Consider the following 26,988-nt stretch of genomic DNA (forward strand, 5'->3'; position numbering starts at 1 on the left):
TTGTTTTGTTATTGCCACGTGTATTTTTTCTTTTTAGCTTGTTCTTTAATGGCTTTGGTCATGGCATTTTCTAATCCGTTGTTATTTTCTTTCTTCTGTTTTAAAATGTAATCTTTACGTTTAGCATTTAATTCTTGAATTTCCTTTTGAATAGTATGTCGTTCTTCGCGTTTATTATTTACGAAGGTTTTAATTTCAGCTTCAGTTTTTCCTTTTAATTCAGCAGGTAACATATTTTCTTCAACATCTTCGATGTCAACTTCGTCCATTTCAATGGCATCAACTAAATCCCAAGTTTTATTCTTATAAAGGTGAGAACTTTTACTGATGGTGCGCTTAACTGCATTAGCTTTGCTGTAAGAACTTGCATTGCTATCTTGCTCTGCTTGAATTGCTTGTTTTTGTCTGCCTTTGGTGCCATAAATAACATAGGTTTTGTTGAGTTTTTTATTCAGAAGTAATATATCGTCGTCATATGGAGAAGCTATATGAACAGTGGTACGGTTTTGATTTATAGCCATATAATCTCCCTGTGTTAATTGTGCACCATCCTTCCAATGGGTAGAGATGCCTTGATTGTAATCTCCGCAAAAAATAGTATTTATTGTTACATCTTTTTCTCGTGCATTGGCTGATGCGTTCTTATAGTTTATTTTACCTTGAGTAAAGGGCTCGTTCCCAGCTATAAAAATAAGTTTCAAATCATCTGCATTTTTACCCCAATCTAATTGGTTTAAAGAGGTTTGAATGGCTTGACCACAATATTCTTCACCGCCATTAGTAGTTAAAGAGAATAGTTCTTTTGAAATGTCATCTAAGTCATCACTAAAAGCTAAAACTTGCCGGATATAACCTTCGCGGCCGTTTAATCTGTCATTCCCATATTCATATAGGGCAATTTCGAGGTTAGGTTTTTTGTCTCCACATTTTGCATAAGATAGTTCATTAACAATATCCCAGAGTTGAGATTTTGCTTGATCAATTAATCCGTCCATGCTATTGCTAGTATCAAGCAACAAGGCTACTTTAATATACTGTTTGCTAAACTCAGGATGGTTTGTAAAATACTGAGTATAAGAGATGTTTTGTTTTTTGCTTTTGGCATAGCACGATGCAACTACAATTATTGCTGTGCATAAGAAAATAGATTTAAATAATGTTTTCACGATTTTATATTTTTTTGATTAACACCGTAAAACTAGAATGAACTTAATTCTTAAAAAACATAGAATGAGTCAGCAATAGTTTTGAATGAGCGAATGGCTCAAATGAATTTGTGAATGGGTGGCTTCGTTTGTAAAAAGTGTAGTTTTTGATCTATGGCTATTTTAATAAACCAAGTAAAGTACGTAAGTTTATCTATCTTAAAATAGGATATGCGGCAAGCACTAAAATATTTCTGGGTTTCATTATTTACTTCAAGCAGTATATGGGCTTTTGCACAGACCAATATTGCGCAAATAAATCAAGGTCCTAAATTTACCGTTAAAGGGTTAGTTATTGAAAGTGATACTAGAGAGCCCATTCCAAATGTAAATATTGAAATTACAGGAGGCGATTATACGACAACCGACATTTTTGGATCCTTTAGAATTCAGGCCAGAATAGGGGATGAATTGACAATAAGACATATTGATTTTGAAACTGTGTTCTATACTGTAAAAAATGATGATGAAATAAGGGTGGAAGTAGAGCCGACAGTCAAAGAGGAATTGGAATACTCTAAATCAAAAAAACTTTCAAGGATAGACCAATCTGAAAACTATAATACTCAAATAGATTCTGCAAAGTATTATTTAAATAAAGATGCGAAGAAGAGTATCCAGTTTATAGCAGATGCACTTTCTAGAAGTAAATCGACAAAAGAAAACGCTAAGGCCTATCAAATTTTAGGCGATGTTTATGATTACTGGAAGCAATATGATTTGGCGGTGTCAAACTATCGAATAAGTCTACAAAATTCGAATGATGTTGCCTTACAATTTAAACTTGCAAAAGCATATAAGAATAATAAGAGCTATCAAGAAAGTTTAAATACTTATCAAAGTATAAACAAGGGTAAACTATCAAATTGGCAGTTGGTAGAGTTGTTTGAAGGTAAAGGAGACGTCTATCTTTTAATCAAAAACTATCAAGAAGCGATAAAGAGTTATCAGAAAGGATTGAATATTGCGAAGGAGCATCTAATTACGCCAAAAATTACAGATTTAAATTCTAAAATTGCTCAATCTTATAATGCTAATGGGGAACTAGAAAATGCCGATGTGTATTTTAGAAAATCCATGCAACTTGCCAATACACAAAACAAAAAAAGAGCGGTCGAAGAAAAAGTAAAAGTAGCCGATTTTAAGAGTGAGGTTAATGATTTTTCATATGAGATTGAATTGAGAAAGGAAGCTTTAAATGATATAGAAGACATTGAAACAGACTCTGTTTTCAATAATGAGAGCAGTATTACTCCGCAAAAGCAAAATTATAAAATTGGTCGGGCATATGCTTCTCAGCAGGATTATGTAAATGCGATTCCTTATTTAGAGAGAAGTATTGAAGAGGCCGACAGCAAAAAAGACTTATTAGTTCAAAAAGATGCAACAAGAAAATTATCTGAAGTGTATCGCGATGCAGGTCAGTTTGATAAGGCACTTTTGGCCTATCAAGACTATGTTGAGGTGGTAGATGAATTATATGCGATAAAGGAACAAGAAATTTCTCAGGCATCAAGGTTTAGTAAAGATATTGTAAGTAAACAAAATAGAATTTCAAGCTTAGAAGGAGATAGGGCCTTGTCTGAAAGCAAATATCTATTAACTGCGGAGCAATCTAAAAGGCAGAAACTTATTATATATTCCCTAGTTGGCGGTGTTTTATTATTGCTAATCGTTGCTTTTTTAATGTATAAATATATTAAACAACAGCGTTTAGCAAATAACTTACTGGCATTAAAAAGTCTTCGAAGTCAGATGAATCCTCATTTCATTTTTAATGCTTTAAACTCGGTAAATAGTTTTATAGCGTTAAATGATGAAAGAACGGCGAACAAATATCTTACTGATTTTTCTCTGCTAATGCGTGCCGTTCTTGAGAATAGTGAAGAAGACTTTATACCTTTAGAAAAGGAAATTGAATTATTACAATTGTATACCAAGTTAGAACATTTTAGGTTTAAAGATAAATTTGATTATACTATCCAGGTTGATGAAAATATAAAAATTAAGGAGTTTGTTATTCCCCCCATGTTATTGCAACCTTATATTGAAAATGCGGTTTGGCATGGGCTTAGATATAAAAAAACAAAAGGTTTATTGCGCATTGATATTTTGGAATCTGGAGAGGACGAAATAAAAATTACAATTTCTGACGATGGTATCGGTAGAGCAAATTCAAAAGCTTTAAAAACTGAAAATCAGCAGAGGCAAAACTCAAAGGGAATGGGGAATATAAAAAAACGTGTTTCTATTTTAAACGACATGTATAAAGACAAAGTAGATGTGGCAATTACTGATTTTCAAGATGAAGTTGACACTGGTACCCAGGTTGTTGTAACACTCAAAAAAGACTAAATGAAACTAAACGCGATTATAGTTGAAGATGAAGAAACAAGTAGAGATATTTTAAAAAACTATCTCAATAAATACTGCCCTAATGTAAATGTTTCAGGGGAGGCATCCAATGTTGAAGAAGCTTTGGTTTTAATAAGAAATAATGATTTAGATTTAGTGTTTCTTGATGTTGAAATGCCCTATGGCAACGCTTTTGATTTGCTAGACAAAGTTGGTGATATAGATTTTGAAACCATTTTTGTTACGGCATATAATCATTACGCTATGGAAGCTTTAAACGCTCATGCTAGCTATTATTTAATGAAACCTATTTCAATTGATGAGCTAATAAAGGCCGTAGATTACGTTACTGAAATTAAAACAAAGGAGGATGCCCTTCAGGATCAAGTTTTAATTCCAAAAACAAACAATATAGAGGGGAAAATAACCATTCCTCAATTAGATGGTTTTGAAATTATTAACACCTCAGATATACTATATTGTAAGGCAGATGATAATTATACCGAGATTTACCTCAATAATAATAAAAAGAAATTGGTGAGTAAAACTTTAAAATATTTTGAAGAAGCCTTAAGCAATGCTAGTTTTGCAAGAGTCCATAAGTCTTATCTTGTGAATGTGAACGAAGTGGTAAAATATCTTAAGGGTAAAGGGGGGAGTGTGTTGCTTAGTAATGGAAAGCAAATTATTGTCTCGGCCTCAAGAAAATCCGACTTGTTATCATATTTTAAATAAAGAACAAAATTATGCCAGTAGTATTGCCTGTAAGAGGAAAATCTCCTCAAATATCAAAAGATTGTTTTATAGCTGAAAACGCAACTATTGTTGGTGATGTTACCATGGGAAGCCAATGCAGTATTTGGTTTAGCGCTGTTGTTCGCGGCGATGTTAACTTCATAAAAATGGGGAATAAAGTTAATATTCAAGACGGAGCAGTAATTCATGGTACTTATAAAACAGCGCCTACCACTATTGGAAATAATGTATCTATTGGTCATAATGCTTTGGTTCACGGTTGTACTATACAAGATAATGTTTTGATTGGTATGGGTAGTATCATTATGGACGGTTGTGTCGTAGAAAGTAATAGCATTATTGCAGCCGGAGCGGTGCTTACTAAAAACACTATAGTTGAGGCAGGAAGTATATATGCCGGAGTTCCAGCAAAAAAAGTAAAAGATGTGAATGAAGATCTTGTTTCTGGCGAGATTAATCGCATTGCAGATGCTTATATAAAGTATGCCAGTTGGTTTAAAGAGTAGTTAGGTTTAATATTATCCAATTTATTTTTCAATAAAGGCGTTACCACAAGGGTCAGGCTTTTCGCTATATCTTTTTTGGTCATAGCGAGGGGAAAGAGCGTAGATTCCTTTTAAATATTATTGTCCAAATAAGAGTAATTGTAAGTAATCAAAAAAGGATGCCGCTACAATCCTTAACGCAAAGAGTGATATCATTTTTAAAAATCTAGATATTCTATCGGGTAGTTTGTTCCAATTAATGAATTCAGAATCTCTAGGTTACCATTCGTATAAAATGAATTATTAGAAATTATAGTTTCGGTATTTAAAAGATTGTTTTTTTTCAGAATAGACTTCGTTTGTCTTGCAACTGCTTCTCCAGAGTCTATTATCTTAATATGTTTTGGAAGTAATTCGATTAGTATAGGAATTAAATATGGGTAGTGCGTGCAACCTAAAACTAAGTAATCAATATTGGCCTTAAGCATGGGTTTTAGATATAAGGATAATAGGGATTTCATTTCGTCAGAATACAACTGTCCGTTTTCAATAAGTTCAACAATGCCATCGCCATTTTGTTCAACTACCCTTATATGACTTGCAAATAGATTTGAAGTTTTTGAAAATAAGGCACTACTTAATGTACCCTTCGTGGCTAAAATACCAACAGCATTTGTTTTTGTTTGTAAGGCTGCTGGTTTTATGGCTGGTTCAATGCCAATAAAAGGGACCGGATATGTGTCACGTAAATAATCTATAGCATTTGTTGTGGCGGTATTGCAAGCTACAATAAGGAGTTTGCAGTTTTTGCTCAGTAAATATTCGGTATTTTTTTTAGAAAGTTCAATAATGGTATCCTTCCCTTTGGGGCCGTACGGAGCGTTTTTACTATCTGCTAGGTAAATGGAGTTTTCGTTCGGTAAAAGCGCTTTAATCTCTTTCCAAATAGAAGTACCTCCCACTCCTGAATCAAAAATACCAATTGATTGTTTACTCATACTTTAGCAAAAGTAAAAAAGCTGTCTTTTAAAAGACAGCTTTCATATTATTTATTTAAAATCTAGAGTTTTTAGATGCCTAAGTTCTTTTTAACATCGGCTAAGATATCATCACCATCGGCAACAATTAAAGTAGCTCTATCAAGTACATATTGGTATCCTTTTTCTTTAGCAACAGTATTTATAGCAGCCATTGCTTTTTCTTGAATAGGTTTAAATAATTCTGCCTCTTTTTTAGCAATATCTTGCTGAGCATCTTGTCTAAATTGTTGAATACGTTGTTGTTTTTCTTGTAATTCTAAACCTCTTTTTTGATTTTCTTCATCGGTTTTAGTAGCCGCTTCTGCTTCATACTGCTTTACTGTGTTTTGGTATTCTGTAATAGAAGCTTGAATATCGGTTTGATACGTTTTTCCTAACGTTTCAATTTCTGTTTGTGCGGCTTTAGCCTCAGGCATAGCGGCAATTAATTCTTGCGTGTTTATATGTGCAACTTTGCTTTGTGCTTGCGTAAAACTAACGGTTACCATACATAATGCAGTTGCTAATAATAGAGTTTTTAAATGTTTCATTTTTAAATAAGTGTTAATTGTGTTATAAATTTATTTTCTACTAGCGTTTATACTATCTCTTGCCTTTTGTCTATCTTCTAATATTTTTCTTTTTCTTTCTTCAAGAGCTTTTTTTCTTTCTTCTCGTTCTTTTAGTTTTTTCTGTCTATTTTCTTCAATAAGTTGTTCTCTTGTTTTGACTTCAGTTTCGGGTTTTATGTCATTGGTTTTTTGAACACTTTTCACGCTTTCTGATACTGCTGCCTCTGTTGTCGCACTTCTTGCATCTAGTTTGGCCTGTTTAGCTTTTTCCCGGTCTTCTAAAATTTTTCTACGTCTTTCTTCAGATGCTTTTACTTTTGCCTCACGAGCAGCTAGCTTTTCTTGTCTTGCTTTTTCAATGGCACTTTCTCGTTCATTTTTTTTCTCTTCTAAAGCCTGTTCTCTCGCTTCCTTTTCATGGTTTATTTCAGGAATCAATTCTTCACTTTTTGCTTTCTTTTTTTCTGCCTTTGATTGCGCTTGCGTTCGCTTTGAAGTTCTTTTTATACTTCTTAAAATTTGTTCGCTCAAATCATATTGTTTGGCAGAGAATAGCATAACTGCATCTGATGATTTATCAAAAATAAAGTCATACTTTTTGCCACTAGCAATGTCTTGTACAGCCGAAAAAATTTGATCCTGTATAGGCTGCATTAATGACCTTTTTTGAATAAATAAGTCGCCATTAGGGCCAAACCGCTTTTGCTGATAATCTAATATTTCATTTTCTTCAAAATCAATATCTTCTTCGCGCTCGTTAATTAATTCTTGAGTTAATAAGGCCTTTTCGTTACTTAAATCTTTTCTCTTTTGTTCAACATTAGCCAATTTAGCTTGAATTTCATTTTTCCATTTTTGAGCTCTTTCATCTAACTGAGCCGTAGCTTCTTGATATTCCGGTACGTTTTCTAAAATATATTCAGTGTCTATATATCCTATCCTTACACCACGCTGAGCATGAGACGACAGGCAAGACAAAAATACTACTGTCAGTAAAAAAAGAACGTTATTTTTCATCTGTTTTAATATTTTATAACTTATAACTTAATAAATCCTAAAAGCGACAGATGATTTATCTCTGCCTTTTTGAACCTAATCTTCAAAATTAACGAAATATAATCTTAAAAATTTTAATTCTCATGCAAATCATCAATGTGTTAATAGAAAATATCGTGCCAAAATAATTTTAATGTTTAAAACTGTTGTCCAATTATGAAGTGTGTTTCCCACCCATTAGGTGTAATTAAACCAGGAAGGGGATCAAATCCATAACCAAAATCAATACCTAATAATCCAAAAGCAGGCATAAAAATACGCAGACCTACACCAGCAGATCTATTTAAATCAAAAGGGTTGTAATCTTTAAAATTATCAAATGAGGATCCTGCCTCAAGAAATCCTAAAGCATAAATTTTTGCCGAAGATTTCAAGGTTATTGGATAACGTAATTCTAAAGAAAATTTGTTATAAATAGTTCCTCCATCAACACTTGATAAAGATTGGTTGGGGTATCCTCGCAATTGAATGGCTTCGCGTCCATCCAAACTGTAATTACCAAGGCCATCACCCCCAAGAAAGAATCTTTCAAAAGGAATTACCCCTCTATCATTATTATAGGCTCCCAAAAAGCCGAACTCAGCTAATGGTCTTAAAACTAAATTTTTTGCAACTTCAGTATACCATTCACCTTTAAATTTAATTTTATAGAATTCTAACCATCTATAACGTTCTTGATCTATTTCAGAAATTCGAGCTGTAGCATCTGCAACTTCTTTAGGTGTACTATTAACATCACGCTGTATAGCTTCATTTTCGGCACGTTCATTCTTAAGTGCAGTATAGTCAACACCATCAAGTAACGACCAAGGTGGCGAGAATTTTATACTCGCAGAAAAACTAGATCCACCGGTAGGAAAGATTGGATCGACACTTGTGTTGTTTCTACTTAAACCAACAGTATAAGATAAATTGTTTGAGTAACCATCTCCAAATGTAAATAACCCCGTGTTATAATTATTTAAATCATAACGTTGATAACTTATAGCTTGGGAAAGTGTAAAGAAGTCATCTGGAACTTGCAGTCTTTTAGCTAAACCAAAAGTAATACCAGTAATATTAAAACTTCTACTTTTATCTGCGTTTCTGGTAACTGGATTGAATAAAAATTGCCTTGTATGTGATAAAGAGGCTGAAAATTGTACTGGACGTTTGCCACCAAGCCATGGCTCAGAAAACGAGAAACTATAAGTTTGGTAAAATCTACTGGCTTGCAAGCGCAATGCTAGCTTTTGACCATCTCCCATAGGAATAGGTTTATAGGCATCTTTTTTGAATATGTCTTTAATAGAAAAATTATTAAAAGAAAGCCCCAAGGTACCAATAAAGCCACCACCACCGTAACCACCTTGTAACTCAATTTGACTAGAACCTGTTTCTTTTACAGAATATTCCATATCAATAGTCCCCTCATTAGGATTAGGGTTGATAAAGTTAGGTGAAATTTCTTGAGCTTCGAAAAACCCTAACTGACCAAGTTCCCTAACCGTACGAACAACATTAGATTTACTATAGAGTTGACCAGGACGTGTTCTTATTTCTCTATATATTACATGATCGTTAGTTTTATCATTACCAATAACACTTACCTTATTAAAGTAAGCTGGTTTTCCTTCCGAAATTCTAACCTCAATGTCAATAACATTGTTGTCTGCACTGACTTCAACAGTGTTTATAGTTGAGAATAAATAACCATTATTTTGATATTGATTCGTAATATCAAAGGCATCTGGTTTTGATGCGTCGGCTATACGCTTTTGTAATAAAATTCCGTTGTATGTATCTCCTTTGTTGATGCGTAAAATTCGGCTTAAGTATTCGTTACTGTATACGGTATTACCAATGAAACTGATATTCCCAAATTCATAGAGTTCTCCTTCATTGACATCAATTTCAAGGGAAATAGTTTTGTCATCATTAATAATCATAGTATCACCTACAATTCTAGCATCTCTATAACCATTTTCTTTATAGGTGTCAATAACATGACCTAAGTCTGCCTGATAAGCTGAATCAATAAACTTAGAACGTTTCCATAATCTAAGTCGATTAATTTTTTTGGTACTTTTCATGCTTTTTCTAAGTTTTTTATCACCTAAAACATCATTACCATTAAATGTAATATCTTTAATTTTTACTTTTTTGCCTTGGTCAATATTTACCAATAAATTAACTCTGGCAGTTTCAAGGGAATCTTTAACATCTATAGCATTAATATAAACCTTAGTGTTCACAAAACCTTTTTTCTTATACTTTTTTTCTAAGAAATTTTTGGTGTTTGTAATTAAGTTTTCAGTAACCTTGACCCCTCTGTTAAGGACATTCTCTTTAATAACTTTTTCTTGTTCTCCTTTTTTTACCCCATTAACTTTAACTTCATTAATCTGAGGTAAATCTGAAAGCCTGATTTCCAAAAAAGCAACGCCGTCTTCTACTTTAGTAACATAAACTTCAATGTCATTAAATAATTTAGAGTTCCATAATTTTTTTATGGCATTGCTTATTTCTTCACCAGGGATTGAAATCTCTTTCCCCTTGCTTAACCCAGAGTAGGTTATAATAGTTTGCTCGCTAAAGGAAGTGTTACCCGCAACAGAAATCTCACCTAAAGTATATTTTCCTTTTAATTCTTGTGCCTCTATATGATAACAGCTTATAAAAAGAATTATAGCAAAACAGTACTTTATATATGTGGTAAAAGGTAAAATTTTAACTAAGTTGTTCACTCGTTTTCCCAAATCGTCGTTCTCTTTTTTGATATTCAATAATCGCTTCATACAAATGCTCCTTCGCAAAATCGGGCCACAGTACATTTGTAAAAAATAATTCCGCATATGCAATTTGCCATAATAGAAAATTACTTATCCGTTGTTCCCCACTAGTTCTAATAAGTAAATCTACGTCTGGCAAATTTTGCGTGTAAAGATGCTCATTTATAATTGATTCATCAATTTTTTCGGGCGAAATTATATTATTTTTAACTTTATTGCTAATTTCTTTAACTACGTTTATTATTTCTTCTCTAGAACCATAGCTTAAGGCTAATGTTAAAGTCATTCGAGAATTATTTTTTGTTTTTTCTATGACTTCAAAAAGTTCCTTATGGACTTTATTTGGCAAGGTGTCTAGGGCTCCAATTGCTGAAAGTTTTATATTGTTGTCTTGAAGTGTTTTTATTTCTTTTTTTAGTGAAGAGACTAAAAGCTTCATTAAAGTTTTAACTTCAAGTTTAGGCCTATTCCAGTTCTCTGTTGAAAAAGCGTAGAGTGTTAAATTTTCTATACCAAGTTCAGTACAAGATTCAACAATTTGACGAACAGATTTTGTGCCATTTTCATGACCTACAGCACGTATATAGCCTTTTTGCTTTGCCCATCTGCCATTACCATCCATTATGATGGCAATATGCCTAGGTAGTTTTTTTGTTTGTATGCTTGCTTTTAAATCCATTTATTCTACGCAATAACAAGGGTTTTCCCCAAAGGTATAGGTTAGTGTCAAACCTGAAAACACGTACCAATCTGTATTGTTGACGTTTCCAAATCTAAACTCTTGATTACTATCATTTTTAGGAAGACTACCATCAATACTATCTGAGAATGTGTAACGAGCTCCTACTTCAATACCTAACACAATGCCCTCAATAAAACTCCCTTTAATACCTAAAACCATCGGAATCCCAAAAGACCAACTGGAAGTGTTTTCGGGAGTTTGAACCCCATTAACAAAGTAAAAATCATTATGTCTTGCTGAGCTAATTCCTGAATATATATAAGGTGTAAAAACTTTTTCACCTGAATGTAAATTAAAATCCATAAATGTAAATTCCAGTCCAGCGGAAATTTCAAATAAATTTGAATCAAACGAATAGTCCCTTTCTAGACGTCTTGGATCATCTGATTTTGAGTCATAGGCTTTTAAGTCGGAGTAAATTACAGATGCTCTCCAGGAATGTCGTTTGCTAGCGTTCCATTTATATAAAAGCCCGAGGGTAGGTGCATTTGGGGAAATATAGTTGGTAGCTCCAACGTCTCCAATTAAATTACTGCCGCCAACAAAAACACCAATCTCGTTAATTTGAGAATAGTTTAGGTTGATGCTTAAAATGCTTATTATCAATATGATTAAATGCCTCATAAATATTCAAAAGTTTGCAAATATAATAAATAAGATGAGCTTGTGATAATTTGAGCTCAATAGTATGAGTGTTAAACAGATTTTCTTTTGAATTATTGTTTTAGGTTTAGTTCCGTTTGTCTTCACCCCAAAGCAGTTTTTTTCGAAGTGTGGTTAAAAAGCTTTCACTTAATAGGTCAATCATTTTGATTTTAAAATCTGCTTTTTTGATCTTTATTAACGTTTCATTCTCAAGAGTAGCTATCCTTGAATCTAAAGAAACCAAGTGACTTTCTTCCCTTCCACGAACTCTTAAGTGTATCTCTGTGGAATCCGGTATAATTAGGGGTCTTGCACTTAAATTATGAGGTGCGATTGGCGTTAAAACAAAGCTATTTGTGCCTGGTGTTATTACTGGTCCGCCACAACTTAATGAGTAGCCTGTGGAGCCTGTTGGCGTTGAAACGATTAAGCCATCACTCCAATAGGAAGTTAAATATTCACCGTCTAGATGTGTTTCAACAGTAATCATCGAAGTGGTATTTTTTCGGCTTACTGCAACTTCGTTCATTGCAAAGCTTAAGGAGGTGATATCTTTGTTTTCTGGCAACGTTTCTACGGTTAATAGACTTCTTTCAGAGATTTTATACTTGCCATCAATTATATTTTGTAAGGCATGTTCAATAACATCAACTTGAATAGTGGCTAAAAAACCAAGACGTCCCGTATTGATGCCAATAATTGGGATATCAATATCTTTTACAAAAGTGATAGCTCTTAAAATAGTTCCGTCTCCACCAATACTAACAAGGAAATTAAATGATGTATCTAAAGTATCAAATGTTTTAAAAGAACTAAAATCTTTCTCTTTTGAAGATTCGGTATTTAATAAATCAAAAAAATGATTTTCAATATAAACCTCAATATTTTTTTCGAGTAAATAATTAGAAAGCCTTTCAACAGAAGATGTTGTTCGCTCGTTATAAAATCGTCCGAAAACTGCAACTTTCATATATTAAATGTTTAAGTACTTTTTTAAATAATCTGAACGTTCTTTTAAGTTTTCAAGATACCCGTCTTCTTCATGTCCCGAAACAATGTTATAACTATACCTTCTAAAGGTTTGAATGATATCATTTAGACCTGAATTTCCAATTTTAAGCGTGATTTGAACTAAATCAGTATTCATTTTTGATATAAATGCACCCAGCAGTTTGCCATCGTTCGATTCTACTATTTGGCTTAATTCGCTAAAAGAATAATCATTAATTCCTTTCTCAACAATTAGAACGCCTCCTGCTTCTCTAAAAAATGGAGAATCTCCTAATAAATGTATAATATCATTTAATTCGTAATAGCCTAAGTACTCATTTCGATCATTTAGTACCGGCATAATATTTGTTGAATTGATGGCGAAAGCCTCTATGATATCTAATAAAATTGTAGTATCCCTAACAAAAAAGTCTTCAAAAGAATATCTGTAGTCGCTCAATAGTTTATCGCTTTCGCAACAATGCGCATCGGTTTCAGAAAAACTTCCTAAATAGGTTTTGCTATCATCTTGAACCGGAACATGAGAAAATGTTAACTGATTAAAAAGCATTTGTAAATCTTTGATTTTACTTTTGTTGTTAACAGGTTTAATATCATTAATTATAAAATCTGAGAGCTTCATGTTTTTATTGTTTAGCTACCTTCGTCATTTTTTACAAAAAATCTTCAGAAAAGCCATTTTTTACTTATTCCAGAGTATGTTTTTGTTGCCTGCAAATTAATCAAAAAAAAAGTATGTATGCTTGTTGTACTTTGTATTTTTGCGTTTTAAAGCTAATTTATGACAAAGCTAAGTGTTAATATCAATAAGATCGCTACATTAAGAAATTCTAGAGGAGGGGATGTTCCCAATGTAGTTCAGTTTGCAAAAGATGTACAGCGCTTTGGGGCAGAGGGCGTAACAATTCACCCTAGACCGGACGAAAGACATATTAGGTATCAGGATGCAAGAGATTTAAAGCCAGAAGTTTATACTGAATATAATATTGAGGGTAATCCTGTAGATTCTTTTATGAAGTTGGTGCTAGAGGTAAAACCCACTCAAGTGACTTTGGTTCCAGATGCCGTTGAGGCTTTAACTAGTAATGCAGGTTGGGATACCATTAAGCATAAAGATTTTTTAAGTGATGTGATTAATGAGTTTCAGAATAATGGTATTAGAACTTCTATTTTTGTTGACCCTGTTTTGGAACAAATAGAAGGGGCAAAAGAAACAGGGACAGATAGGATTGAGTTATATACGGAATCCTATGCGCTTCAATATGGCTTAGGAAATACTAATGCCATACAGCCGTTTGCTGAAAGTGCTAAGTTAGCTACCGAATTAGGTCTTGGAGTAAATGCTGGGCATGATTTGTCTTTGGAAAACATTCAGTTTTTTAAAGAAAATGTTTCAGGACTTCTAGAGGTTTCTATTGGACATGCTTTAATTGCAGAAAGCCTGTATTTGGGTATTGAAAACGTTATTCAGATGTATTTACGTAAATTAAAATAATGCTACTACATTCAAATATTCTAGGAGAAGGAAAGCCATTTGTTATTTTACATGGATTTTTGGGAATGAGTGATAATTGGAAAACACTTGGGAATCAATTTAGCGAAAAGGGTTTTCAGGTACACTTGGTAGATCAGCGAAATCATGGCAGAAGTTTTCATGATGATGCTTTTAATTATGAAGTACTTGCTCAAGATTTGAAGCAGTATTGTGATGAATATGAGCTAGAAGATGTAATTTTGTTGGGGCATTCCATGGGAGGGAAAACAGCTATGTTATTCGCAGCTGAATACCCAGAACTTGTTTCAAAATTAATAGTTGCAGATATATCACCCAGATTTTATCCTGTACATCATGATGCTATACTTGATGGATTGTGTGCTCTAGATTTTAGTAAGATCAAGGGGCGAGGAGAAGCCGATAAAGTATTAAGTAGTTATGTTTCAGATTTTGGGACACGACAATTTTTGCTAAAAAATTTATATTGGGTTGAGAAGGGGCAATTAGGCTTAAGATTAAATTTGGAAGTTTTGAAAAGAGAAGTTGCTGAGGTTGGAGAATCTTTACCAAGCTATTTAAAGTTTGATAAAGCGACGTTATTTTTAAGAGGGGACCGTTCCGAGTATATTGGTTTGGATGATGAAACCATTATCTCAAATCAATTTCCTAAAGCTGGTATTGTGGCTATTTCAAATGCAGGACACTGGTTACATGCCGAAAACCCCAAAGATTTTTTTGATGCTGTTATAGGGTTTGTAAGTTGAAATATTTTGTACATTTAGTAAAAATTATAAAATGAAACTCATTCTCAAGTTATTATTATCAGCCGTAGCAGTATTTATTTTGGCATATGTTTTACCAGGGGTAACCGTTGATGGGTATATCACTGCAATTATAGTGTCAGTAGTTCTAGCCTTGTTGAATCTATTTGTGAAGCCAATTTTGGTTATTTTTACCTTACCAATTACGATCCTAACATTGGGCTTATTTCTGTTAATAATTAATGCTTTAATAATTTTATTAGCTGGTAATTTAATTGACGGATTTTCAGTAAGTAGCATTTGGACAGCGATACTGTTTAGCGTGCTTTTGTCTATTCTTCAATCCATTCTTTATTCGCTTTTAAAAGAAGATAAAATGTAGCTTAAAATCAAGCAATTAAAAACTTTGTTGGGATGTAAAAATATATTATTTTTGCATCCCAATTTTGGTTTGGTCAATTTTGATTCAAAAACCTTTTGTTAAATGCCCTTTGTGGGTTTTATTAAGTTGAAAATGAATATTACAAGAGAAAACGTTGACGCATTAAATGCTGTAGTAAAAGTAGATATCGTTAAAGAGGATTACAGTGATAAAGTTGAAAAAATCTTAACAGATTATAGAAAGACGGCAAACATTCCTGGTTTTAGAAAAGGGCATGTGCCAATGGGTATGGTTAAAAAGCAATATGGTAAAGCTGTATTGGTTGATGAGGTTAATAAATTACTACAAGATGCCTTAAATAAATATTTAACTGAAGAAAAATTGGATGTTCTTGGGCAACCTTTACCAAAGCCTCAAGATGATATTAATTGGGATGCTGAGGGGTTTTCTTTTGAATTTGAATTAGGTTTAGCTCCAGAATTTGATGTAGAATTAAAAAGCAAAAAGGCAATTACGAAGTATAACATTGTTGCCGATGATAAAATGATTGATGAGCAAATTGAACGTATTCAAAAACAATACGGGAAATTAGTATCTCAAGATACTGTTGTTAAAGACAGTGAGATTACAGGAGCTTACACTAACGAAGAAAAAGAAATTGATAATACTGTAACTTTAACCTTAGATAAATTTAAAGGAAAGTCTACTGCAAAACAATTTATTGGAGCTAAGGCGGGCGATGTACTTACTTTGAAAACTAAAGGTCTTTTTGATGATGAGCATGACTTAATGCATGCTTTAAAACTAGATCATGATGCCGTACACGGTTTAGATGTTGAAGTGAATTTTACAATTACTGAAATTAATGAGCGCCAATTAGCAGATTTAGATCAAGAATTATTTGATAAACTTTTCCCTCAGGAAAAAGTTAGTTCTGTAACAGAATTAAGAACAAAAATCAAAGAAGACGCCGAAAAGCAATTTGTTCAACAAGCAGATCAAAAGTTTTTAAATGATGTTACTGAATATTTAGTTGATAATACAAAATTTGATTTGCCAGCTGAATTTTTAACAAAATGGATGCAAACTGCAGGCGAAAAAGAAATGGATGCTGATACGGCAAAAGAAGAGTATGAAAAATCAGAAAAAAGTTTACGTTACCAATTAATCGAAGGTAAGCTAATTGCTGATAATGATGTTCAAGTGACTATGGATGATATTAAGAATCATGCTAGGGAAATGATAAAAGGGCAGATGGCGCAGTTTGGTCAAATGAATCCTTCAGATAAAGAATTAGATGATATAGCAGCACGCGTACTATCTAATCAAGATGAAGCTCGAAGAATTTCAGAACAATTAGTTAGCCAAAAACTTTTAGAAGTTTATAAAGAAAAAGCAAATATTAAAGTTAAAGAATTAAGTTACGAAAACTTTGTTAAAGAAGTTTATGGTGATAAATAGGTAAATAATAAATGCTTATATTTAAGCGCTTAAATCGTTGGATTTAGGCGCTTTTTTATTCAGTAAAAATCTTAATAAATTTGACTTTAAACATATCTTGTTGTAAGTCAATATTTTAATAAAAATCAATTTTAAAATTATGGATTACGCAAAAGAATTTGAAAAATTCGCGATAAAAGATCAAGGGATAAGTAGTACATATTATAATAAAATTATAAGTAGTATGTATCCTACTAATCTTACTCCAAACATTATTGAGGAACGCCAAATGAATATTGCTGTTTTTGACGTGTTTTCTCGTTTAATGATGGATAGAATCATTTTTTTAGGAACAGGTATAAATGATCAAGTTGCTAATATTGTTCAGGCGCAGTTATTGTTCTTGGAAAGTACAGACGCAAATAAAGATATTCAAATTTATATTAATTCTCCAGGAGGGAGTGTATACGCAGGTTTAGGTATTTATGATACCATGCAGTTTATTAAACCAGATGTTGCGACAATTTGTACTGGTATGGCTGCGTCAATGGGTGCTGTGTTATTGTGTGCAGGAGAAAAAGGAAAACGTAGTGGTTTAACACATTCTCGAGTTATGATTCATCAGCCATTGGGTGGTGCTCAAGGGCAGGCTAGTGATATTGAAATTACGGCAAGAGAAATATTGATTTTAAAAGAAGAACTTTATAAAATTATTAGTAAGCACTCTGGACAAGATTACGACAAAGTATATGAAGATAGCGATAGAGATTACTGGATGAAGGCGGATAAAGCCAAGGAATACGGTATGATTGACGAGATATTAGCACGTAATTAAATAAAAAATTGTAATTTTATAAGATTGTAACAGAAGTAGTTATAATAATTTACACCAAAATAGAATTAGATTAATGGCAAAAGAAGAATTAGAGTGTTCATTTTGTGGTAGAAAGAAGCCAGAGACAAACTTGTTGATAGCAGGCTTAGACGCGCATATATGCGATAGATGTATTGAGCAGGCTCATGGTATTGTGCTGGAAGAGTCAAAACAAAATGACAGTAATGATTTGTCGGCTGAATTAAAGCTTCGCAAACCACATCAAATAAAAGCTTTCCTTGATGAATATATTATAGGGCAAGATGTTACGAAAAAAGTAATGTCTGTGGCCGTATATAATCACTATAAGAGATTGTTGCAAACACCAACTACAGACGATATCGATATTCAAAAGAGTAATATCATGATGGTTGGTCAAACAGGTACAGGTAAAACCTTAATGGCTAAAACCATAGCTAAAATGTTGAATGTACCTTTAGCTATTGTTGATGCTACGGTGTTGACAGAGGCAGGTTATGTAGGTGAAGATGTTGAAAGTATTTTAACCAGACTTTTACAGGCTGCTGATTATAACTTAGAGAAAGCTGAAAAGGGAATTGTTTTTATTGATGAGATTGATAAGATTGCTCGTAAAAGTGATAATCCATCGATAACAAGAGATGTTTCAGGTGAAGGGGTACAGCAGGCGTTATTAAAACTATTGGAAGGAACGGTTGTTAATGTTCCACCAAAAGGAGGTAGGAAACACCCTGATCAAAAGTTCATAGAAGTAAATACTGAGAATATTTTATTCATAGCTGGCGGCGCTTTTGATGGTATTGAGCGTGTGATTTCTAAGCGATTAAACATGCAAGCAGTCGGTTATAGTGCTTCCATGTCAGATGATGTTGTAGATCAGGATCACTTATTGCAATACATTATTCCAAAAGATTTAAAAGATTTTGGTTTGATTCCCGAAATCATAGGGCGTTTGCCGGTGCTAACCTATATGAATCCTTTGGATGCCGATACCTTACGAGCTATTTTAACAGAACCTAAGAATGCAATTATCAAACAATACAAAAAATTGTTTGATATGGATAAAATTGAATTTAAAATTACTGACGGTGCTTTAGATTTTATTGTTAATAAGGCTATTGAGTATAAGCTAGGAGCAAGAGGATTACGTTCTCTTTGCGAAGAGATTTTAACCGATGCGATGTTCGATTTACCAAGTAGTGATGAAAAAGAGTTAAACGTAACTAAAGCTTATGCTGAAGGTAAATTGTCTAAAACAACAATAAAAAAACTTAAAGCGGTTTCATAAAACATTTTTATATTCTTTTACTATAATAAAAAAACCACACTAAAAGTGTGGTTTTTTTATGGATATTAATTAATAATGGAATATTTTAATTAGTATTTGAAGTAAAATTTCAAGAGGGAAATAGAAATATTTACAGATTTTTTTTGTGTTTAAGTTTTAAAACTTTTTAAAAATATACTTATAAACTTACTAGGCAAAGTGTTTTTGATGTGTTTTAGATTATAAGATGAAATACTCGTTAAAAGACTTAATTGGGTTGTTTTTAAACGAGTTTAACTCTATTCAGTAATTGAAGTTATTCTAAAATTACAAATTCAATTCGCCTATTTGCTTGTAAATCATCGTCAGAACAATCCGATTTACAATCTATCAATGGTTGCGTTTCACCATATCCTTTTGATTGTAATCTATCTTGAGAAATACCTTTAGATAAAATATATTTAACTGCGGATGCTGCGCGTTTATTAGATAAGTTTAAATTGTAAGACTCTCTACCCTTATTATCTGTATGGGCATTAATCATCAATTTCATTTCTAGATTTTCCTTAAGTACTTTTACAATTTTGTTTAATGATATGGTGGATTCCTCCTTAACATTCCATTTATTAAAGTCAAAATAAATATTTTCTAAAACGATTTGTAATTTGTCATTCACTTCTGCAATCACAGGTTCAGTTATAACAAGCTCTAAATTCATTTCATAATCACTTGTATTGCCAACATTTGAGAAAAAAGAAAAGGATTCATCTTTAAAGCCATCCTTACTAGTTTTTAAAATGTATTTTTCATAAGGTGCAACATCAAATTTATATACTCCTTGTTCATTACTTGTTGTTCTGGCTATTTCTTCTCCATCTATGTCTTCCAAAACAACCAAAGTATTGGGTAGGTTTATTTGTGTTTCCTTATCAGTAATGTTTCCACTTAATATTTGAATTACATCATCATTAGTCGCTGTATAGATGTCATAACCTCCCTTGCCTCCTTGTCTATTCGACGTTACATAGCCTTTGTTTCTACCAGCTAAAAAATATGCAATCTCGTCCGATGAGGAGTTTATGGTATTACCAAGGTTAATAACAGGTGAAAAGCCACTTTTTGATATTCTACTTCTAAACACATCATAACCGCCTAAATTTTCATGTCCTTTTGAAGAGAAAAATAAATGCTTTCCGTCTAGAGAAAGTGCTGGGTACTTTTCGTCTTTTACTGTATTTATGGTGTTTCCTAGGTTTTTAGGCGCACTTAATGTGCCGTCTGCATTAATATTTGAAACATATAAATCGTATCCGCCTATCGCATCAGGGAAATTAGCTGAAAAATAAAGTTTATCGCCAGATTTATTTACAAAAGGTGTTTCAATGGAAATGTTAGGTTCATTGAAGCTAACTAAAGCATGGTTAATCCATATTCCAATTGTGTTTTCTTGTAACTCGGCTTTATAAAGTTTAAATTCGAGGGAATTCTCTTTGCTACTTCTGGTATAATAAACGGTCTGTTGATCTGGAGAAAATGTTAGATTATCCTCACTATTGTTAGAATTCAAGATTTTTGAGAATAACAAAGGCCTGCTTAACGATCCATTTGCACTAATGTCTGCACGAAATAATTCTTTGAATGCTTCACCCGTATTTGGGTCAATTTTAGCAACTCCTCCAATTTTTTTTGTAGAAACTAAAATGATTTTATCTCTATATATATCTGAACCAATTTCAGAATACTTCGTATTAATACCAGCATCAATTAATTCAAAACTAAACCCATTAGATCCAATATTTGAATTAATTTGACCATCGTGAAGATTTTTATTTATATTAAAATTTGAATTCGAAGTGCCTTGACTATAGCTAAAGCTGCAAATAAGGCAAATGAAAAAAGATACTATTGCTTTCATTTAATTGAGGGATTATAATGAATTAAGACTATAAATATAGAACTGATAAAAAGCTTTAATCGAATTTCATAGATTAATCGCCATTTAATTCGACAAGTTATTAGTTTTTTACGGTTTTTACTAAAATTTAATTGTTAAGTTTTAACAATTCATCCATGTACTCGCGAGTGTTAGCAAGTCTCGGGATTTTGTGCTGGCCACCTAACTTATTATTTTGTTTTAACCAATCATAAAACAGGTGATAACGAGCTACATGAATTTTTGGTTTGTTAAGTGTGATATTATTGTGGCGTTTTGCTTCATAATCAGAGTTTAATGATTTCAGGGCATTATCAAATAATTCGTTAAAATAGTTAATGTCTTTTGGGGGTGTTTTAAACTCAATCAACCATTCATGAGCACCTTTTTCTTTACCTTCCATAAAAATAGGAGCAGCAGTGAAATCTACTATTTCTGATTTTGTGCGTTTGCATACTTTTTTAAGCGCATTTTCGGCATTCTCAATAATAAGTTCTTCTCCAAACACGTTGATATGATGCTTTGTTCTTCCTGATATTTTAATCCTGTATGGGTTTAATGATGTAAACCTTACAGTATCCCCAATCTTATACCGCCATAACCCTGCATTTGTAGTAATAATTACAGCATAATTTTGGTTTAATTTGACTTCACTTAGAGGGATTGCTTTTTCCTCTGCAGTGGCATATATGTTCATTGGAATAAACTCATAAAAAATACCATAATCAAGCATCAATAGTAGTTCATTAGAATCATTTCGGTCTTGAATGGCAAAAAAACCCTCTGAAGCATTATAAGTCTCGTAATACTTAAAATCCTTATTATGAAGAATATTTTTGTACTGATCTTTATATGGTGTGAAACTTACCCCGCCATGAAAATACACTTCAAGGTTTGGCCAGACTTCATGTAAATTTTGCTTTCCTGTAGTTTCTAAAACATTATTAAGTAAAACTAACATCCAGGACGGGACACCCGCCAGACTTGTAACATTCTCGTTAATAGTTTCATCAACTATGGCTTGCATTTTATGCTCCCAATCACTCATTAAAGACACCTTACTGCTAGGGGTACTGCTAAACTCTGCCCAAAAAGGCATGTTATCAATTAAGATAGCAGATAAATCGCCAAAAACAGTCCCATTTTCCGTGTATAGTTCTTTACTGCCTCCTAGACGTAAGCTTTTACCTGTAAACAATTGAGAATCTTCATTATTGTTTAAATACATGCAGAGCAAATCTTTACTTGCTGCATAATGGCAATCTTCAAGAGACTCCATACTCACAGGAATGAATTTGCTTTTGGCTCTTGTTGTACCACTAGATTTTGCAAACCACTTTATTGGAGTGGGCCAAAATAAATTACTCTCGCCGCGTCGCGAACGCTCAATAACATCTTGCCAGCCATCATAGTTTTTTATGGGTACACGTTCGGCAAAAGTTCTGTAGTTCTTTATCGATGCGAAGTCGTGCTCTTTTCCAATTTCAGTGTCTTTTGCTATACCAATTAAACTTAATAGTAATTCATTTTGTACTTCATTTGGGTATTTTAAAAACAACTCAATTTGATGAAATCGTTTTTTTAAAAACCAAGAAGCAATTGAATTAACTATAGGTATTGGCATATTTATTTTATCTTTAAGATTTTAAAAATAATACTTTTTTTCATGACCTACCAAGGTGTTTTAACAAAAATGACAACCGAGTTTTCTAGTCCGATTCAGTACTATTTAGTGTTTGAAAATGACTTTATAAACATGAACCAATTATTGGATAAAAATATCACCATTAAGTTTGTTAAGTATCAATGTTTAAACTGTGGTTTGGATAAACCTATTTACAGACAGGGTTTCGATAAGCAGTGTTTTTATGATACAGCGAAGGCTGGAGATTGGATTATGAGGCCAGAATTGAGCACTGCACATTTGGGTAAAGAAGATCGTGATTTAGAGTATGAAAAAAGAGCTCAGTTACAAGCACATATTGTATACTTAGCTAATTCTAGTAATGTAAAGGTTGGTGTAACAAGAAAAAGTCAAGTACCTACAAGATGGATTGATCAAGGCGCTCATGAGGCTATTGAGATTGTTGAGGTACCTAATAGGTATTTAGCTGGAATCACTGAAGTTGCTTTAAAAGAGCATGTGGCTGACAAAACCAATTGGAGGAAAATGCTTAAAAATGATATTGAAGACGAAAACTTAGTTGAATGGAGAGATCGATTATCTCAATATATTCCTAAGGAAGTTGAAGATTATTTCATTGATAATAATACGGAAACACATTTAGAGTTCCCAGTAAATAAATATCCTGAAAAACCAAAAAGCTTAAATCTTATAAAGTCTCAACAATACTCAGGAAAATTGGTTGGTGTTAAAGGGCAATATCTAATTTTCGAAGATCAAACTGTTTTTAACATTCGAGCTAATGAGGGCTTGGTGGTTAATATCTCAATGGATTAGAAAACGTATATTTTCAAAGCTTGAATAAAGCTTAAGAATATTAAAAGTAAACCAGTGACTTTATTCACGATCTTATTTATATTTTGAATTTTACTTTTTATGACGAGACTGACTTTACTATAGGCATATAAGGTTAAAAGTTTCCCAAGATAGACTCCTGAAAAGAATAAAAACAAAGTCGAGAATGATGATTTTAGGGACAACATAAAATCATTACTATTTATAACGCCATAAGCAATAACCCAGTAAATTAAAACAGGAGGGTTTATCATACCTAATAAAAACCCAGTTGCATATTTTGATTTGGTGACTATTCTTTTTTTAGAAGTAGCACTAGATTGTTTTTTAAGCAATAAGATACTACCCGCAACAAACAGGATGACTACCAGTAAAACTTGTACCCATAGGTTGTTATTAAAAAAATCTTTAATTACTTTATTGAAATGAAGTGTATAGTATGACAGTATAACCTCTGCGATTCCAGCTGTAATTGCAATTTTAAAGGCTTGTTGAGCATTCTGCTTTAATGTTGTATTGATTACCGCAATATTTGAAGCTCCTAGCGGTAATGCGCTTATGGTGGCGGTTAAAAACCCAATAAGTAAGTATATTAGAATCACATTTGTTTTGTGTAAACAAACCGCGAAAACTTACAGTTTTGTTTTTAATATTTTAAAAGAAATGAAGTAAAGGTGTGGGCGAAAACAAAAAAATCCATTTACAAACATGATGTAAATGGATTTTAAATTATTTAGAAAGAGTCAATTTATATATCCTCTTGATCTCTTAAATTTTGAATATATGCTGCTTTTTGAACTTCACGACGTCTTTTTACAGAAGGTTTAGTGAAAAACTGACCATCTCTTAGATTTTGCATTACTTTAATGTTTCTGTGTTTTCTTTTGTAACGCTTTAAAGCGCGTTCTATATTTTCGCCGTCTTTTACAATTATTTTTAACATATATATGGTACTTTATTTTTTATTTTTAATCTATCCTTTTAAAAGGGATGGCAAAATTCAATATTTTTATTAAGAAAACCTAATAAATAGTAAATTTTTTAATCAATTGATACTGTTTGTATTATTAATTTACCGTGTCCTTTTTGGATTTGCCTAATAAACCTCCTAAAACATTTTTAACAGCCTCTGTTGTTTGGTCCGTTTTGGCTGAGTCTTTAGGTGTTTTACCTGACTTTATAATATCATTTAAAACATTTTCAACAGTATTGTTTTGCTCTTTTTTTATCGAATCGGTTTTAGATTGATTTTCTCCAATAACATCATTAATTAAATTATTTACTTCAGCTTTTCCTTGATTTAGTAATTTCTGCTTTTGAATTTCAACAAGTTGGTTTGATAGATTTTTAACGCCACTACTTAAATCAGATTTGATAGAAGGATTTGCATAGCTACCACCAATATTTGCAGTTACTGGAATAGATATGTTGTTTATTTCATAGTCGTTAATACTTCCAATAAGTCTATTGACATCGCTACCTAGATATTTGGCGGGAACATTAAAAATGGCATTATAATTTATGGTTTTATCAAAACCATGGGCGCCAGAGACTTCGATGTCAATATCTTTATATTTGAAATTAAAAGGTTTTACGGCTACTTGGCCATCTGTAAATTCAACATGCGCTTTTAGGTCTTTTAAATCTAGCTTGTCAAAATCAACAAAGCCTAATGCGCCATCCAATTTAGTTATTAAATCATCTTGATTTTTGTTTATCCTAGTTGCTAACAATTCAGCTAAAGCATCACCAGACATAGAATTTAAATTAGGTAAAAAGTCTTTATCTAAACTGCCCGATAGTTTTAGGTCTGTATTTAATTTTCCATCGAGAACCTTAGCAATTGGAGCTAAATTTTGTAAGAGCTCTAACCCTTTAAAGGATTTAGAAATATCCAAGTTTTTCGCACCAAGGTTCAAATTAAACGTAGGGGTTTTTTCTTTTGTGGAAACATCGCCAGATATTGAGAGAGCTCCATCAAAAATACTTGAAGTCATGTTTTCAAGTATGGCTTTTTGATTTTTTATAAACAACGTTCCTTTTAAGTCTTTTAGATTTAAATTATCATAAACTACCGCTTTGGCATTTGCGTTTATAGTGCAGTCTAAAAATGATGGAATCTTAAGAGATTCTGAATCTCCTGTGGTTTTGTTTTCAGTTGATGAGTCCTCTTCAGACATAAAATCACTTACCTTGAAGTTATTAGAATTGACATTAAAATTACCTTTAAGCGTACCATCACTTAATAAAAACCCAAGAAGATTATTTATACTTCCGGTCGCATCCAAATCGCTATTGCCAGTTTTTGCTTTAAATGTATTTAATGATACGGTTGCTGGATTAAACGTCATATTGGCTTGAGAAATATGTATTGGGTTTACAATATCTTCAGAAGAGAAAATGAAATCTGTAATGCTTACTGAGCCTTCATTTTTTATGCGATCATAGGCATTTGTTTCTAAAGCATCCATGTCAAATCTGGTATTTAACTTGCCTTTTAAAATACCACTTAAATCATGTTCCAACTCAATAGGGTATACTTTAGTAATGTTGCCTAAACTTAAAATACCATCTACATGCGCATTAACCATCATATTTTTTGTGATGTTTTTTAAAGTAGTTGATGATTTAAAAACATCATTATCAATTTTAAAGTCAAGAGCTTTAATGTCAATATAGGTATCATCAACCAGACCAGTTGTGTTTTTTATAATGGTATTAATATTAATATGATCAACGCGTTTAGGTAAATCAGGATATTTAAAGGAAGCATTATTTGAACTGATGCGAATATCGAGCTTGGGTATCGTTTCATCTGAACTTAAGCCTTTAATGACTCCTTTAATTTTAAAATCTCCTGAGGTTTCAACATCTTCAATGTTTTTAGAATAGGTTTTTGGGATTATTGCCAAAAAGTTTTTAAAGTTAGATTCCGGGTTTTCGAAAGTAATATCAATCTCTTGTCCATTTTCAACTTGCTGAACATAACCTTCAAAATGAAGTGGTAGGTCGTTAATAAATCCTTTATTGTCTTTAAAAGTGTATTTGCTGTTTGCTAAGTCTAGACCTATTAAGGCATCGATTTTAATGGAATTATTATTTAAATAATTGGTGCTGTTTATAGTGAAACTCACATTGGCATTACTGGTTGTATTTAGTTCTGAAGTTTCAGCAGAAAATGTGCCATGACCTTCATGATTTAATTCTGAGATGTGAATTAAAGTCTCAGAAATTTCATCTATATAGGTGAGTGCACTATTTTTTATTTGGTAGTCTTCAATGCTGAAAGAAAAACTACTGGTTTCTTCTTCTGCGGAAGCGTTATTAGAATCTTCTTTAGTAATGTCGTAATTATTGTTGCCAAAGGAGTCTGTTTTTAAGGTTAATAGGGCTTCATTAACATAAATAGCGTTGACTACAATAGGGTCTTCACTCGCATTTTTAAATAATTCTTTTATAGACATGGTGAAGTCAATGTCTTTTACAGTAACAAAAGTCTCATCTTTAAAAGGTTCAAAATTTGTAATCACCAAATCATTTACGTTTACATGAGCTTGCGGGAAACTTTGAATAAAACTTAGGCTAACAGCATTAAATTCTACTTGCGCATTAAGGTTTTGATTTATAAATCGTTTTACCATATCCTGTATTTGACCTTGAAAGGCAAAAGGGATGGCAATTAAAAGAGCGATGATAATAAGTATGGTAATTCCAATAATTTTAAATGCTTTCTTCATTGGGGTTAATTTGTAATTTGTACA

General features: G+C 32.5%; 24 protein-coding genes. 10 read left to right on the forward strand and 14 right to left on the reverse strand.

What is annotated here, in order from left to right; translation table 11 throughout:
- Positions 1-8 precede the first annotated feature (8 nt).
- The gene (locus tag Q0857_RS04905; protein ID WP_298532775.1) at positions 9-1,166 is read right to left on the reverse strand and encodes a vWA domain-containing protein; all 1,158 of its coding nucleotides are present in this window, start codon (positions 1,164-1,166) and stop codon (positions 9-11) included.
- 210 nt (positions 1,167-1,376) lie between these two features.
- Between Q0857_RS04905 and Q0857_RS04910 the strand changes: the two genes are divergently transcribed.
- Genes Q0857_RS04910 through Q0857_RS04920 form a run of 3 tightly spaced genes read left to right on the forward strand, consistent with a single transcriptional unit; the run spans position 1,377 to position 4,822 of the window.
- Positions 1,377-3,560 carry a histidine kinase gene (locus Q0857_RS04910; protein WP_298532776.1) on the forward strand — a complete coding sequence of 728 codons (2,184 nt, stop codon included), beginning with the start codon at positions 1,377-1,379 and terminating at the stop codon, positions 3,558-3,560.
- Positions 3,561-4,295 carry a LytTR family DNA-binding domain-containing protein gene (locus Q0857_RS04915; protein WP_298532778.1) on the forward strand — a complete coding sequence of 245 codons (735 nt, stop codon included), beginning with the start codon at positions 3,561-3,563 and terminating at the stop codon, positions 4,293-4,295.
- An 11-nt stretch (positions 4,296-4,306) separates the two neighbouring features.
- A complete protein-coding gene (locus tag Q0857_RS04920) occupies positions 4,307-4,822 on the forward strand; it encodes a gamma carbonic anhydrase family protein (protein WP_298532780.1) in 516 nt (171 codons plus the stop codon).
- A 197-nt stretch (positions 4,823-5,019) separates the two neighbouring features.
- Here Q0857_RS04920 and murI read toward each other — a convergent pair whose 3' ends face one another.
- From murI to Q0857_RS04960, 8 genes are all read right to left on the reverse strand, one after another.
- Positions 5,020-5,799 carry a glutamate racemase gene (gene murI, locus Q0857_RS04925; RefSeq protein WP_298532781.1) on the reverse strand — a complete coding sequence of 260 codons (780 nt, stop codon included), beginning with the start codon at positions 5,797-5,799 and terminating at the stop codon, positions 5,020-5,022.
- Positions 5,800-5,870: 71 nt separating this feature from the next.
- Entirely contained in the window at positions 5,871-6,371 is a 501-nt protein-coding gene (locus tag Q0857_RS04930) for an OmpH family outer membrane protein (protein ID WP_298532783.1), read from the reverse strand.
- 30 nt (positions 6,372-6,401) lie between these two features.
- The gene (locus Q0857_RS04935) at positions 6,402-7,409 is read right to left on the reverse strand and encodes an OmpH family outer membrane protein (protein WP_298532785.1); all 1,008 of its coding nucleotides are present in this window, start codon (positions 7,407-7,409) and stop codon (positions 6,402-6,404) included.
- A 176-nt stretch (positions 7,410-7,585) separates the two neighbouring features.
- Positions 7,586-10,225: a POTRA domain-containing protein gene (locus Q0857_RS04940; RefSeq protein ID WP_298532787.1), complete on the reverse strand. Its 2,640-nt coding sequence runs from the start codon at positions 10,223-10,225 to the stop codon at positions 7,586-7,588.
- Complete coding sequence (locus tag Q0857_RS04945) at positions 10,158-10,898, reverse strand: isoprenyl transferase (protein WP_298532789.1); 741 nt, start codon at positions 10,896-10,898, stop codon at positions 10,158-10,160. The genes Q0857_RS04940 and Q0857_RS04945 overlap by 68 nt, the downstream gene beginning before the upstream one ends.
- On the reverse strand, positions 10,899-11,585 hold the full coding sequence (locus tag Q0857_RS04950; protein WP_298532791.1) for a DUF6089 family protein: 687 nt from the start codon (positions 11,583-11,585) through the stop codon (positions 10,899-10,901). It abuts the gene before it with no gap.
- 106 nt (positions 11,586-11,691) lie between these two features.
- Positions 11,692-12,576 (reverse strand): NAD kinase, encoded by an 885-nt coding sequence (locus Q0857_RS04955; RefSeq protein WP_298532792.1) that lies wholly within the window; start codon positions 12,574-12,576, stop codon positions 11,692-11,694.
- A 3-nt stretch (positions 12,577-12,579) separates the two neighbouring features.
- Positions 12,580-13,239, reverse strand: a complete 660-nt coding sequence (locus Q0857_RS04960; RefSeq protein ID WP_298532794.1) for an acetoin utilization protein acuB — start codon at positions 13,237-13,239, stop codon at positions 12,580-12,582.
- A gap of 159 nt (positions 13,240-13,398) precedes the next feature.
- Here Q0857_RS04960 and Q0857_RS04965 point away from each other — a divergent pair, with 159 nt between their 5' ends.
- From Q0857_RS04965 to clpX, 6 genes are all read left to right on the forward strand, one after another.
- Positions 13,399-14,112, forward strand: coding sequence for a pyridoxine 5'-phosphate synthase (locus tag Q0857_RS04965; protein ID WP_298532795.1), 714 nt, complete (start codon positions 13,399-13,401; stop codon positions 14,110-14,112).
- The gene (locus Q0857_RS04970) at positions 14,112-14,876 is read left to right on the forward strand and encodes an alpha/beta fold hydrolase (protein ID WP_298532797.1); all 765 of its coding nucleotides are present in this window, start codon (positions 14,112-14,114) and stop codon (positions 14,874-14,876) included. Before Q0857_RS04965 ends, Q0857_RS04970 begins: the two co-directional genes overlap by 1 nt.
- Positions 14,877-14,907: 31 nt before the next feature.
- Positions 14,908-15,255 carry a phage holin family protein gene (locus Q0857_RS04975; protein ID WP_298532799.1) on the forward strand — a complete coding sequence of 116 codons (348 nt, stop codon included), beginning with the start codon at positions 14,908-14,910 and terminating at the stop codon, positions 15,253-15,255.
- A 132-nt stretch (positions 15,256-15,387) separates the two neighbouring features.
- Positions 15,388-16,716: a trigger factor gene (gene tig / locus Q0857_RS04980; RefSeq protein WP_298532800.1), complete on the forward strand. Its 1,329-nt coding sequence runs from the start codon at positions 15,388-15,390 to the stop codon at positions 16,714-16,716.
- Positions 16,717-16,855: 139 nt separating this feature from the next.
- A complete protein-coding gene (gene clpP, locus Q0857_RS04985; protein ID WP_298532802.1) occupies positions 16,856-17,530 on the forward strand; it encodes an ATP-dependent Clp endopeptidase proteolytic subunit ClpP in 675 nt (224 codons plus the stop codon).
- Between the two features lie 73 nt (positions 17,531-17,603).
- Entirely contained in the window at positions 17,604-18,836 is a 1,233-nt protein-coding gene (clpX, locus tag Q0857_RS04990; RefSeq protein ID WP_298532804.1) for an ATP-dependent Clp protease ATP-binding subunit ClpX, read from the forward strand.
- Between the two features lie 295 nt (positions 18,837-19,131).
- Here the strand turns inward: clpX and Q0857_RS04995 are convergent, their stop codons facing one another.
- Entirely contained in the window at positions 19,132-20,730 is a 1,599-nt protein-coding gene (locus Q0857_RS04995) for an OmpA family protein (RefSeq protein WP_298532806.1), read from the reverse strand.
- A gap of 127 nt (positions 20,731-20,857) precedes the next feature.
- Entirely contained in the window at positions 20,858-22,372 is a 1,515-nt protein-coding gene (locus Q0857_RS05000; protein ID WP_298532808.1) for a GH3 auxin-responsive promoter family protein, read from the reverse strand.
- A 42-nt stretch (positions 22,373-22,414) separates the two neighbouring features.
- On the opposite strand from Q0857_RS05000, the gene Q0857_RS05005 reads away from it, so the two are divergent.
- On the forward strand, positions 22,415-23,209 hold the full coding sequence (locus Q0857_RS05005; RefSeq protein ID WP_298532810.1) for a DUF2797 domain-containing protein: 795 nt from the start codon (positions 22,415-22,417) through the stop codon (positions 23,207-23,209).
- Here the strand turns inward: Q0857_RS05005 and Q0857_RS05010 are convergent.
- The 3 genes from Q0857_RS05010 to Q0857_RS05020 form a co-directional block, all read right to left on the reverse strand.
- A complete protein-coding gene (locus tag Q0857_RS05010) occupies positions 23,206-23,829 on the reverse strand; it encodes a hypothetical protein (RefSeq protein ID WP_298532811.1) in 624 nt (207 codons plus the stop codon). The two genes, Q0857_RS05005 and Q0857_RS05010, sit on opposite strands and share 4 nt — an antisense overlap.
- Before the next feature lie 146 nt (positions 23,830-23,975).
- Positions 23,976-24,170, reverse strand: a complete 195-nt coding sequence (gene rpsU, locus Q0857_RS05015; RefSeq protein WP_019387676.1) for a 30S ribosomal protein S21 — start codon at positions 24,168-24,170, stop codon at positions 23,976-23,978.
- Positions 24,171-24,294: 124 nt separating this feature from the next.
- A complete protein-coding gene (locus tag Q0857_RS05020; protein WP_298532812.1) occupies positions 24,295-26,964 on the reverse strand; it encodes an AsmA-like C-terminal region-containing protein in 2,670 nt (889 codons plus the stop codon).
- Positions 26,965-26,988 lie beyond the last annotated feature (24 nt).

The organism is uncultured Algibacter sp. (assembly GCF_947495925.1).
Classification (GTDB): domain Bacteria; phylum Bacteroidota; class Bacteroidia; order Flavobacteriales; family Flavobacteriaceae; genus Algibacter_E.